The organism is Methylobacterium sp. Leaf469 (assembly GCF_001424745.1).
Classification (GTDB): Bacteria; Pseudomonadota; Alphaproteobacteria; order Rhizobiales; family Beijerinckiaceae; genus Methylobacterium.
In genome coordinates, this window is the sequence record NZ_LMRE01000042.1 from 73,026 (window position 1) to 85,125 (window position 12,100).

General features: G+C 69.3%; 13 protein-coding genes. All 13 read left to right on the top strand.

Going from position 1 to position 12,100, the window contains the following annotated elements; genetic code table 11:
* The first annotated feature begins 10 nt into the window (after window positions 1–10).
* The gene (locus ASG60_RS17250; RefSeq protein ID WP_056386834.1) at window positions 11–1,090 is read left to right on the top strand and encodes a hypothetical protein; all 1,080 of its coding nucleotides are present in this window, start codon (window positions 11–13) and stop codon (window positions 1,088–1,090) included.
* Window positions 1,084–2,727 carry a formylmethanofuran dehydrogenase subunit A gene (locus tag ASG60_RS17255; protein WP_056386836.1) on the top strand — a complete coding sequence of 548 codons (1,644 nt, stop codon included), beginning with the start codon at window positions 1,084–1,086 and terminating at the stop codon, window positions 2,725–2,727. The genes ASG60_RS17250 and ASG60_RS17255 overlap by 7 nt, the downstream gene beginning before the upstream one ends.
* Window positions 2,728–2,778: 51 nt before the next feature.
* Window positions 2,779–3,735, top strand: coding sequence for a formylmethanofuran--tetrahydromethanopterin N-formyltransferase (gene fhcD / locus ASG60_RS17260; protein WP_056175188.1), 957 nt, complete (start codon window positions 2,779–2,781; stop codon window positions 3,733–3,735).
* Window positions 3,732–4,529 (top strand): formylmethanofuran dehydrogenase subunit C, encoded by a 798-nt coding sequence (locus ASG60_RS17265; RefSeq protein ID WP_056386837.1) that lies wholly within the window; start codon window positions 3,732–3,734, stop codon window positions 4,527–4,529. The genes fhcD and ASG60_RS17265 overlap by 4 nt, the downstream gene beginning before the upstream one ends.
* 98 nt (window positions 4,530–4,627) lie before the next feature.
* Window positions 4,628–4,879, top strand: a complete 252-nt coding sequence (locus ASG60_RS17270; RefSeq protein WP_244473867.1) for a hypothetical protein — start codon at window positions 4,628–4,630, stop codon at window positions 4,877–4,879.
* 144 nt (window positions 4,880–5,023) lie between these two features.
* A complete protein-coding gene (locus ASG60_RS17275; RefSeq protein ID WP_056175193.1) occupies window positions 5,024–6,634 on the top strand; it encodes a HAMP domain-containing sensor histidine kinase in 1,611 nt (536 codons plus the stop codon).
* On the top strand, window positions 6,631–7,335 hold the full coding sequence (locus ASG60_RS17280) for a response regulator transcription factor (protein ID WP_056095386.1): 705 nt from the start codon (window positions 6,631–6,633) through the stop codon (window positions 7,333–7,335). The genes ASG60_RS17275 and ASG60_RS17280 overlap by 4 nt, the downstream gene beginning before the upstream one ends.
* Before the next feature lie 183 nt (window positions 7,336–7,518).
* Window positions 7,519–7,608 (top strand): pyrroloquinoline quinone precursor peptide PqqA, encoded by a 90-nt coding sequence (pqqA, locus tag ASG60_RS17285; RefSeq protein ID WP_018043604.1) that lies wholly within the window; start codon window positions 7,519–7,521, stop codon window positions 7,606–7,608.
* 45 nt (window positions 7,609–7,653) lie between these two features.
* Window positions 7,654–8,553, top strand: coding sequence for a pyrroloquinoline quinone biosynthesis protein PqqB (gene pqqB, locus ASG60_RS17290; RefSeq protein WP_056386839.1), 900 nt, complete (start codon window positions 7,654–7,656; stop codon window positions 8,551–8,553).
* A gap of 191 nt (window positions 8,554–8,744) precedes the next feature.
* Window positions 8,745–9,827, top strand: coding sequence for a pyrroloquinoline-quinone synthase PqqC (gene pqqC / locus ASG60_RS17295; RefSeq protein WP_056386842.1), 1,083 nt, complete (start codon window positions 8,745–8,747; stop codon window positions 9,825–9,827).
* Window positions 9,824–10,981: a pyrroloquinoline quinone biosynthesis protein PqqE gene (gene pqqE, locus ASG60_RS17300; RefSeq protein WP_056386843.1), complete on the top strand. Its 1,158-nt coding sequence runs from the start codon at window positions 9,824–9,826 to the stop codon at window positions 10,979–10,981. Before pqqC ends, pqqE begins: the two co-directional genes overlap by 4 nt.
* Window positions 10,978–11,688 (top strand): hypothetical protein, encoded by a 711-nt coding sequence (locus tag ASG60_RS17305; protein ID WP_244474190.1) that lies wholly within the window; start codon window positions 10,978–10,980, stop codon window positions 11,686–11,688. The genes pqqE and ASG60_RS17305 overlap by 4 nt, the downstream gene beginning before the upstream one ends.
* Window positions 11,669–12,040 (top strand): hypothetical protein, encoded by a 372-nt coding sequence (locus ASG60_RS17310; protein ID WP_056305168.1) that lies wholly within the window; start codon window positions 11,669–11,671, stop codon window positions 12,038–12,040. Before ASG60_RS17305 ends, ASG60_RS17310 begins: the two co-directional genes overlap by 20 nt.
* Window positions 12,041–12,100: the final 60 nt, after the last annotated feature.

Here is a 12,100-nt window from a genome sequence, read left to right on the forward strand (position 1 = left end):
GGTGCAAAGTATGGCGGCCTGGGTGAAGGGTGGTGCGACGGATGCGGATGCAGCGGTGGAAGCCGCCGCGACGCTCCTCGCTGCGGCGCGCACGCCCATCGTGGCGGGCCTCTGTGCCGAGCTGAGCGCCGCGCGGGCGGCCTATCATCTTGCCGATGCCATCGGCGCTTCCGTCGATCCCGTGGCGGGCACGAGCCTCTACGCCGAACTGGGCTCCCTGAGCCGGACCGGCGGGATGCTGACCACACCGGCCGAGACCACGGGCCGGGCGGATGCGGTCCTCATCGTCGGCAACGCGCCGTGGGACCGGCCCATCGTCGGGGAGATCGCCGAATCCGCGCCGACGCGGGGACGCGCCGCCGGGGCCGAGCGCACCCTCCTGTCCCTGGGCGGTCCGGGCAACGGCGCTACCCGGCACGTGGCCTACCCGGCCGAGGCCGGTGGTCTCGCGGTCTCCGTCGCGCATCTGCGCGCCTACCTGAAGGGGCATCTCGCGGGTGAGACCGCCTACGGCGATCTCGCCAAGCGTCTCGCCGCCGCCCAGTACGGCGTCGTCCTGTACGACGCGGCCGAGCTCGGCGAACTCGGCGTCGAGATGCTCCAGGGCATGGTCAAGGACCTCAACGAGGTCACGCGCTTCTTCGCCCTGCCCGTCTCCGACCCGTTCCAGGGCCGCGCCCTCCTCCAGCTCGCGGCCTGGACCACTGGCCAGGCCCCCCGCGTCGGGTTCGGCCGCCACGTGCCCGAGCACGATCCCTGGCGCTTCGACAGCGCCCGCCAGATCGCCGCCGGCGAGGCCGATGCCGCCCTGTGGCTCGCCTCTCTCCCTGCGCCCCGGCCGGACTGGCTGGGCACCCTGCCCGCCATCGCCATCGTCGGCGAGGGCAGCCCCGAGGCCACGGGCGACGCCGCCGAGATCGTCATCGCCGTCGGCGTGCCGGGCGAGAGCGCCGGCGGTGCCCTGTGGAACGACCGCCGGGCCACCGTCACGTACGCGCCGCCCACGGGCCCGTCGGCCGAACTGACGGCCGCCGGCGTGCTCGGCGCCATCCAGGACCGACTCGTAGAGATGAAGGCCGCCTCATGCTGATCCGCATCCAGGGGGGACGGGTCGTCGATCCGACGGCCGGACGCGACGCCGTCGGCGACGTCTGGATCGAGAACGGCCGGGTCGTCGCCGCCTCCGAGCGCACGCCCGACCAGACCATCGACGCCACGGGTTGCGTGGTGATGGCCGGCGGCGTCGAGGTCCATTCGCACATAGCCGGCGGCAACGTGGTGATGAGCCGCCTGCTCCTGCCGGAGCTCTACACCAGCGAGGCGGCCCCCGAGGGCCATCCCTTCGCGCATGCGGGCGGCTCGGCCGCCTGGATCGGCGCGAACTATGCGCGGATGGGCTACACCATCGCGGTCGAGCCGGCGATGCCGCCGGCGAGCGCCCTCTCGACCCAGCTCGAACTCGCCGACATTCCGCTGCTCGATCGCGGCGCCCTCACGGTGATGGGCAACGACGACCACCTGCTCCAGCTCCTGCGCCAGCGCGAGGGCAAGGCGGCGGTGCGCGACCTCGTCGCGCTTGCGGTCGCCACCTCGCGGGGGCTGGGCGTCAAGTGCATCAACGCGGGCGGCGCCTCGGCCTTCAAGGACGGGATGCTGAAGCTCAGCCTCGACGAGGAGATTCCCGTCTACGGCCTGTCCACCCGCAAGATCATGACGGCCCTGCTCGATGCGGTCGAGGAGATCGGCGTGCCGCACCCGCTGCACGTCCATTGCAACAACCTCGGCATTCCGGGCGCCGACGAGTCGTTCGTGGACACCCTCGAAGCGGCGGAAGGCCGGCGCATCCACTTCGCCCACGCCCAGTTCTACGCCTACGGCGTCGCCGATCCCGAGAATCCGGCCACCGGTGGATTCCGCTCGGCGGCCGAGCGCATCACCGAGGCGATGGAGAAGCACCCCAACGCCACCTTCGACGTCGGCCAGGTCGCCTTCGGCCAGACCGTGACCATCTCGCTCGACATCCTGCGCCAGTTCGCGGGCCGCAAGGGTGCCAATCCGAAGAAATGGATCCTCACGGCGGGGGACGCGGAAGGCGGCGGCGTCGTGCCGTTCCTCTACAAGCCGCGCGGCGCCGTCAGCTCCCTGCAATGGGCCATCGGCCTGGAGCTCATGCTGCTCTCCAAGGAGCCGGAGCGCACGATCCTGACGACGGACCATCCCAATGGCGGTCCGTTCACGGATTACCCGCACATCATCCACCTGCTGATGGACAAGGAGAAGCGCGACCGCGAGATCGCCGGCCTCCATAAAGTCATTGGCGAGCGCTCGGGCCTGTGCGCCATCGAGCGCGAGTACAGCTTCTCCGAGATCGCGCAGCTCACCCGCTCGGGCCCGGCCAAGCTCCTCGGGCTGACGGATCGCGGCCACCTGCGCGAGGGCGCGCGGGCCGACGTCGCCATCTATCGCGACGATCGGGATCGCACGGCGATGTTCGCCCGGGCGAAGTACGTGCTCAAGGACGGGGTGACCATCGTCGAGGACGGCGAGGTCGTGGCCTGGACCTCCGGGCACACCCTCGAACTCACCGTCGAGTCCGACAAGGCCATGGTCGCCCTCTCGGAGACCTACCTGCAGGACCGCTTCGGCGCGGGCCTGAGCTCCTTCGAGGTGCCGGACGAGGCCTTCCCGAAGGCGGACGTGTTCGAGGAGGTCGCATGTCTGGCTTGAAGGACATGTCCGGCTTGAAGGATGGGCGTCGCGTGAGGACCGGTGGCTGACATGACGGAACTCACCCTCAACGGGATCCCGGTGATCGACACCTTCGCCGAGGCGTTCGACGTCGCCGGCACGGCGATCATCATCACCAACGATACGGCGAAGTGGGCGATGATCGCCGCCGTCACCATGACGGGGTTCGCCACGTCCGTGATCGGCTGTGGCGCCGAGGCCGGCATCGATTGCGAACTGTCGCCCGAGGAGACGCCGGACGGGCGCCCCGGCGTGCGCGTCCTGCTGTTCGGCTTCGAACCGAACGGCCTGAAGGACCAGCTCCTCAAGCGCGTCGGCCAGTGCATCCTCACCTGCCCGGGCACCGCCTGCTACGCCGGCGTCGACGGCCCCACGAAAATAAAACTCGGCGGCGCCATTCGCTACTTCGGCGACGGGTTCGCCGTGGCCAAGCGCCTGCCCGATCCCATCACCGGCCAGTCGCGCCGCTACTGGCGCATCCCGGTCATGGACGGCGAGTTCCTGTGCGAGGACTTCGTTCGCGCCGTGGACGGGGCGGTCGGCGGCGGCAACCTGCTGTTCCTCGGCCGCAACCACGCCGAGACCCTGAAGGTCGCCGAGATCGCCGTCGATGCCGCCCGCACGGTCTCGGGCGCGATCCTGCCCTTCCCCGGCGGCATCGTCCGCTCGGGCTCGAAGGTCGGCGCACGCACCAAGGGCATGATGGCCTCGACCAACGACGCCTATTGCCCGACCCTGAAGGGTCGGGCCGGCACCGAACTCTCGGCCGACGTCGGCGTGGTGCTGGAGATCGTCATCGACGCCCTGACCTCGCACGGGGTCGCCGAATCCATGCGCGCGGCCCTGCACGCGGCCACCGAGGCCGGCGCGGCCCACGGGCTCGTGGCGGTCACGGCCGGCAATTACGGCGGCAATCTCGGCCGCCATCACTACCACTTGAAGGACCTGCTCTCGAAGGAGCCGGCGAGCGAGGCTGGAGCGGCATGAGCACCCTCACCCTGCGCCAGGAGCCGCTGGAGCGGCTCGATTTCCTGCACGTCACCCCCCTCTCCCTCAGCGGACTCAGCGAGACCGAGGCGGCGAAGCTCCCCGTCGGCACCAGCCGCCGGGGCCTGACCCTCGGCGACTGCTTCACCATCAGCCTCGACGGCTCCGAGGATCTCGTCATCGAGGGTGGTTCGTCGCGCCTCGACCGGGTCGGCGCTTCGCTGGACGGCGGCAGCATCCGGGTCGTCGGCGATGTCGGCCAGCGCCTCGGCGCGGGCATGCGGAACGGCACTGTCACGGTCACCGGCTCGGCCGGTCCGTTCGCGGGGTCGGGGGCCACCGGCGGCACCATCACCATCGAGGGCGATGCGGGCGACCATGCCGGCGGGGCGGTCTACGCCGCCAAGGCCGGTCTCGACGGCGCCACCCTGATCATCAAGGGCGCGGCGGGGGATCACCTCGGAGACCGCATGCGGCGCGGCCTCATCCTCGTCGGGGCGGCCGGGGCCCATGCGGGCTCGCGGATGATCGCCGGCACCATCGCGGCGGCCTCCGTGGGCGACCACCCGGGCTTCGGCATGCGGCGCGGCACGATCCTCACGGGCGGCGTCGGTGCCCTCAGCCCGAGCTTCGTCGAGACCGGGACCCACGACCTCGTGTTCCTGCGCCTCCTCGCCCGGTCGCTGCGGCCCCTGAGCCCGGCCCACGCCGACCTCGCCGCCGGGGCGCTCACCCGGTACTCGGGCGATCTCGCGACCCTGGGCAAGGGGGAGCTCTGGGTATCGGCCGCCTGACGGCGGCTGCGACAGTCGTTCCACCCCGGAACGAGGGCTACTATATTGCGTAAATCTCCCGTGCGGGCGACCTTTCCGTCCCGCCGGGAAGCATCATCGTGCTGGCCCGCGCGTCCAGTCCGACGCATTCCAAGGCGCAGCCGATGCTCATCCTGCTCTCGATCTGTCTCCTGTCCGAGCCGACACGTTGCCGCGAGGACCGGATCGATCTCTCGTTCGAGGCCCGCAGCCCAGCCGTGTGTCTGCGCAACTCCCAGAGCGCGCTGGCCAAATGGCAGGCGGAGCATCCGGAATGGCAGGTGAACCGCTGGCGCTGCGCCGTACGGGGGACCGTTCCGCGCGATCTGTGATCGCGTCGCGAACCCCGTCCCTCGCCGGCTGAGCCGCTGCACTTGCGAAAACTGGCTTTCTGCGCCTAGACATCCGCCATGCGCGACGATGATCTGCGGATCATCTGTCGTGCATGGGAGGAAGTGGCAAGAATTGGCCGAACAATGCGCTCGCTGAAGGTTCGGTTCGCCCTGCTCCTCGGCAGCACGGCCCTGCTCGTCGTCCTGGCGGCCCTCGGCGTGCTGTGGTCGATCGGGGCGGCGGAGCGCACCATCGACCGGACCCTGGCGGCACAGGGGCGTCTCGAACTCTTGGTCGAATTGTCGGGCCGCATGACCCAGTACGGTCTCGCCGCCCTGGAGGCGGTGAGCAATCCGGACGCGCAGCCGGAAGGCCTGTCGGTTGCCCGCACCAACGTCGATCGCGCCCTGGTCGCCGTCGACGAGGCCCTGGGACGCAGCATCGCGGTCAGCGACGATCCCCTCGACCGGACGCAGTACGCCGCCCGTTCGCGCCCCCTGGCGCAGCTCCGCTCGGCTCGTGCCGTCCTTGACCGGCAGGTCGCCCAGATCTTGCGCCGGTCCGAGGACGAGCAGCGCAAGGGCGCGATCCGCGGCGCCCTCAACGGCTTCGGCGCCATGACCGGCCAGCCCCTCTCCTTCCTCATCGAAGTGGAGCGCCGTTCGATGATCGCGGGGTCGGATGCCGCGCGCGACCTGTCCGCGACCCTGCGGGTGGCGTCCCTGGCGGCGGTGGCGGCGGCGCTGGCCATCGTGTTCGGACTGTACCGGGCGGTGACGCGCCCGACGCTCGCGCGCATCGCGGCGGTGCGTCAGGCGGCGAGCGCCGTCGGCCGGGGCGAACTCGACACCCGCCTGTCCGTCGCGACCCGGGACGAGCTCGGCCTGCTCGTCGCGAACTTCAACCGCATGGCCGCCCGGCTCGCCCGGCGCGAGGGACGCCTCGCCGCCGACCGGGCTGCCCTGGAGGATACGGTCGCGGCCCGCACCACGGACCTGCGCGCCGCCAACGCGCGCCTGGAGGCCGTGGACCGTTCGCGCCGGCGGTTCTTCGCCGATGTCAGCCACGAGCTGCGCACGCCGCTCACCGTGATCCTGGGCGAATGCGACATCGCCGCCCGATCGGCCGGACGCCCCGGCATCGACTACGCGCCGGTGTTCTCCACCATCCGCAAGCGTGCCCTGCGGCTTCAGCGCCGGGTCGAGGATCTGCTCCGGGTGGCCCGTTCGGAATCCGGTCAGATCGAGCTCGACCGGAGGCCGGTCCTCGCCTCGGCGATCCTCGCCGACGCCGTCGAGGGCATGGCCTCCGAGGCGGCCCGCCGCCGCGTCGGCCTCGTCCTGGAACCCATCGCCACCGATGCGGTTCTCCTGGCCGACCGGGAATGGCTCCGTCAGGTTCTGGAAAGCCTGGTCGACAACGCGCTGCGGCATGCCCGCGGCCTGACCCGCGTCACCCTCGCGCTTTCGGTTTCCCTCGACGGCGTGGCGACCGTCACCGTCACGGATGACGGCCCCGGCTTTCCGGAGACCGGCGACGCCCTGTTCGAGCGTTTCCGCCGCGAAAGCCCGTCCGGCGAGAGCGGGTTCGGCATCGGCCTGGCCCTGGCGCGCTGGGTCGTGGAGCGGCATGATGGTGCGATCCGCTTGGGGGCCGGGCCTCAGGATCGCGGGGCGCAGGTCGCCCTCGCACTTCCCGTTTCCGACGAAGCAGCGTCGGCCTCCCATCGGACAGAGAAGGAAACCACGGCATGACGCGGGTCTTGATCGTCGAGGATGACAGCGACATTCGCGCCATGCTCGCGCGTGGCCTCGAGGCGGAAGGGTTCTCCGTGGGGGTCGCCGGCTGCGTCGACGATGCCCTCATCGCGGCGCGCGACTCGGCGCCGGAGGCAGTCGTCCTCGACATCACCCTGCCGGACGGCTCGGGCCACGATGTCTGCCGCTCGCTCCGCGAAGGCGGCTACCCCGGTCCGATCCTGTTCCTGTCTGCCCGCGACGAGGTCCGCGACCGCGCCGAAGGCCTGGCGCTGGGCGCCGACGACTACATCGTCAAGCCATTCGTGTTCGACGAGCTCCTCGCCCGCCTGCAGACCCATCTCCTGCGCCGCAAGGAATCTGACGAGCCCCGCACCATCGTCACCGCCGGCCGCCTCGTCCTCGACCTCAACATCCGGCAGGTCGGCTTTGCGGATGCGACGGCGCGCCTCACCCCGCGCGAGGCCGAGCTCCTGGCGCTCCTCATGGACAAGGCCAACCAGCCGGTGTCGCGCGGCGACATCTTCGACAAGCTCTGGGCGGGCCAGGGTGGCCTGTCGCTGAATGTCGTCGATGTCTACGTGGGTTACCTGCGCACCAAGCTGTCGGACTTCGTTCGCTTGGGCGGCCCGGTCATCGTGACGGTCCGCGGACGCGGCTTCATGCTGGACCTCAAGGGACAGGATTTCCGGCACTGAGGGCGCGCCGCGTAAGCGCTTTCTGAGAGGATAGCGGGAGAAACCGGCAATTTAACGCTTGCCCTGCCGGGCGGAATTGTCGATATAGCTCCCGCGACAGAAACCACTGCGCCGTCAGTGTCTTACGATCTTCTTAAGGTCGATCGGGGCGCTGCTGTTCAAAAGAAACTCTGGAGAAACACCATGACCTGGGCTGCCCCCGTCGTTTCCGAGATCTGCGTTGGCATGGAAGTCACGAGCTACGAGTCGGCTGAGATCGATACCTTCAACTAAGGTTGTCGGAGCGAGCCTGAGGAGCGGGACAGCGTCGGTTCAGCCATGCATGTCGTCATCCTCGGCTCCGCCGCGGGCGGCGGCCTTCCCCAGTGGAATTGCCGCTGCCCCATCTGCTCCCTCGCCCGCGAGGATTCCACCCGCGTGAGGCCGCGGACCCAGTCGAGCATCGCCGTGTCCCCCGATGGGGATCGCTGGCTCTTGGTGAACGCCTCCCCCGATATCCGCCAGCAGCTGTTCGACACTCCGGTGCTGCACCCGCGCGAGGGCCTGCGCCACTCGCCGATCCATGCCGTGCTGCTCACCAACGGCGACGTCGATCACGTCGCCGGCCTGCTGACCCTGCGCGAGGGCCAGCCCTTCACCCTCTACGGGACGGCCGGCATCCTCGATTCGGTGAACGCCAACCGGGTGTTCGACGTGATGGCCGACGGGGTCGTCGCGCGCGAATCCATCGGCCTCGATGCGGCCTTCGAGCCGGTGCCCGGGCTCACCGTCACCCTGTTCTCCGTGCCCGGCAAGGTGCCCCTCTGGCTCGAGGGGGAGACCGTGGACCTCGGCGCCGAGACCGAGACCACCGTCGGCGCGATGATCGAGGCGGGGGGCAAGCGGCTCGCCTACATTCCCGGCTGCGCCCGCGTCACCGACCGCCTCAAGGCCCAGATCACGGGCGTCGAGGCCCTGTTGTTCGACGGCACCGTTCTGCTCGACGACGACATGATCCGCGCCGGCGTCGGCACCAAGACCGGCTGGCGCATGGGCCATGTGCCGATGACGGGCGAGAACGGCTCCATCGCGGCGCTCGCCGACATCGAAATTGGCCATCGCGTCTTCGTGCACATCAACAACACCAATCCGGTGCTGGTCGAGGATTCGGCCGAGCGCGCCTCCGTCGAAGTCGAGGGCTGGACCGTGGCCCACGACGGTCTGAGCCTGTCCCTCTGACGGCCCGCGGCGGCCTTCACGTGACCCGGTCGCACCGATTGTCGAGTGTGACACGCTGGCAATTTACTACCCCAGCACCTATGTAGTGCGCAATATAATTGCGTTCGTGGTGTCGTTGGCCTGACAGGGATCACGGTACCATCTAGAAGAAGCGCCCAGGAAACGCCCACCGTTGGAGCCGGACAACGCCCATGACCGCGCCTTTCCCCACGCCCGTCGCCGATGAGACCCAGCGCCTCCTGAGCTCCGAGGAACTCGCGGCGGCCCTGCGCGACATCGGCGCGAAGCGCTACCACAACCTGCATCCGTTCCACCGCCTGCTGCACGATGGCGAATTGAACAAGGATCAGGTCCGCGCCTGGGCGCTCAACCGCTACTATTACCAAGCCATGATCCCCATCAAGGACGCGGCCGTGCTGGCGCGGATGGAGGATGCGAGTCTTCGCCGGATCTGGCGCCAGCGCATCGTCGATCACGACGGTGATGCGCCCGGTGACGGCGGCATCGAGCGTTGGCTCAAGCTCGCCGAGGGCGTCGGTTTTTCGCGAGCCTATGTGGAATCGACCGAAGGCATCCTCTCGGCGACCCGGTTCTCCGTGGACGCCTACGTCCACTTCGTGAAGGAGCGCTCGCTGCTGGAGGCCATCGCCTCCTCGCTCACCGAGATGTTCTCGCCGACCATCATTTCCGAGCGCGTCGCCGGGATGCTGAAGAACTACGACTTCATCACCAAGGACACCCTGGCCTACTTCGACAAGCGCCTCACCCAAGCGCCCCGCGACGCCGACTTCGCCCTCGACTACGTGCAGAAGCACGCCACCACCCCCGAGTTGCAGCGACAGGCGATGGCGGCGCTGACCTTCAAGTGCAACGTTCTGTGGACGCAGCTCGACGCCCTGTATTTCGCCTATGTCGCCCCAGGCCTCACCCCGCCCGACGCCTGGACCCCCGGCACCGGTCTCGTCCCCGAGACCGTGACCGCGCAGGCGGCCGGTACCGGCACGCTGGGTCCGCACGACGTGCCGCGCCTGCCGCGCGGCGTGCGCCTGCGCCACGACACCGTGCGCGGCGAGCACGTGCTGCTCGCCCCCGAGCGCACCTTCGACCTCGATGCCAACGCCGTGGCGGTGCTCGAATTCGTCGATGGGACCCGCACCGTGCGCGACATCGCCGGCCTGCTGGCGGAGAAATTCACCGCCGACCGCGCGGTAATCGAGGCCGATATCCTCGTCATGCTGAACGACCTCGCCACCAAACGGGTTCTTGAGCGATGAACGCGATCACGCCGACCGCCCCCGTCCTGCCGGCGCCCGTCGGGCTCCTGGCCGAACTGACGCATCGCTGCCCCCTGCGCTGTCCGTACTGCTCGAACCCGCTCGAACTCGACCGGCGCTCGGGCGAACTCGATACGGCAACCTGGCAGCGCGTGCTGACGGAGGCGGCGGCTTTGGGCGTACTCCACGTCCACCTCTCCGGCGGCGAGCCGACGGCCCGCAACGACATCGTCGAGATCACCCAGACCTGCGCGAAGCTCGGCCTGTACTCGAACCTCATCACCTCGGGCGTCGGCGGCGCGCTTGCCAAGCTCGACGCGCTCTACGACGTCGGCCTCGACCACGTGCAGCTCTCGGTGCAGGGCGTCGATGCCGCGAATGCCGAGAAGATCGGCGGGTTGAAGAACGCACAACCCCAGAAATTCGCCTTCGCCGAGCGGGTGACCCAGCTCGGCCTGCCGCTGACGCTCAATTCCGTCATCCATCGCGGCAACATCCACGAGGTCGAGGGCTTCATCGATCTCGCCGTCAAACTCGGGGCCAAGCGCCTGGAGGTGGCCCACACCCAGTATTACGGCTGGGCCTACGTCAACCGCGCCGCTCTGATGCCGAACAAGGCCGAGGTCGATCGCTCGATCCGCATCGTCGAGGCGGCGCGCGAGCGCCTCAAGGGCCAGCTCGTCATCGACCTCGTGGTGCCGGACTACTACGCGAAGTACCCCAAGGCCTGCGCCGGCGGCTGGGGACGCAAGCTCATGAACGTGACGCCGGCCGGCAAGGTGCTGCCGTGCCACGCCGCCGAGACCATCAAGCAGCTCGAGTTCTGGTACGTCACCGACCACTCGCTCGGCGACATCTGGGCGAACTCGCCGGCCTTCACCGCCTATCGCGGCACCGACTGGATGCAGGAGCCCTGTCGCTCGTGCGACCGGCGCGAGAAGGATTGGGGCGGCTGCCGCTGCCAGGCGTTGGCGCTCGCCGGCGACGCCGCCGCCACCGACCCGGCCTGCTCGCTCTCGCCGCTCCACGCCAAGGTGCGTGATCTCGCCACGGAAGAAGCGGCCGAGACCCCGCCCGACTACACCTACCGGACCATCGGCAGTAACGTGCAGCCCAACGTGCGTACGCCGCTCAACGAGGACGTGTCCCTTTGAAGTCTGCGACCCTTGCCGCACTGCTGATGCTGGCGGCCACCTCCGCCCTGGCCCAGAGCACGCCCCCGACCGAGGCTCCAGCCGTCGCCAAGGCCAGCACGGGCGCTCCGAACGCCTCCGACCTGCTGTTCGAGCGGCCGCAGATGCAGAACGTGCCCCCCGGCACGAAGCTCACCTACGGCTACATCCGCCGCAGCGGGATCTCGAAGGGCCCGTTCGGGCCGCCCCTGGACGATACGATCAAGCTGGGCGTCGAGGCCGGACAGAGCGCGGACAGCCGTGATATCCGGGTCGAGATGTTCTCGGGTGCCAACCGCTTTCCCGCCGGCCCGTTCGAGAACATGCCGGGCAACCCCGTGATGACCCTGTTCCTGGAGCATCACCTCATCGACATGGCACGGGTGCTTTCGGCCAACCCCCGCTACATCAAGAATGCCATCCGCAAGGGGCTTCGCGACAACGCGACGGTGACGCCGACCACCATCGACTACAAGGGGCGGACCGTGTCCGCTTGGCGCATCGAGACGCAGCCTTTTCTGGACGATCGGATGAAGGAGCGCATGCGCGGGATGGAGAACATCCGCTATACTTTCGTGACGTCCGATTCCGTGCCCGGCGAACTCGTCTCCATCGAGGCGCAGTCGAAGAACGCCGAGGGTGGCGAACTCCTGGAAGAGAACCTGACCTATGTTCCGAACGCTGGTTGAGCGTCTCGCCCTCCCCGCCCTTCTCGTCGCCGGCCTCGCCGGTCCGTTGCAGGCGGCGGAGCTAGAGAACGACTATCCGACTGAGACCCGGGCCGATTACATCTTCGGCTGCATGGCGGCGAACGGGCAGTCCCGCGAATCCCTGTCGCGCTGCTCGTGCTCCCTCGATGCCCTGGCGTCGATCCTGCCCTACGACCGTTACGTCCAGGCCAGCACCGTGCTGTCCATGCGTCAGGGCATCGGTCAGCGCGCCAACGAGTTCAAGTCGACCAAGGTCTTCGACGACAAGGTCGCCGAGCTCCGCCGGGCGCAGGCCGAGGCCGAGATCCGCTGCTACCGCGGCGGCGCCTGACGATCCACACAGCGGGAACGCCCGGACCCGACGCCATCCATGGGGATCGCCGCCGTCCCG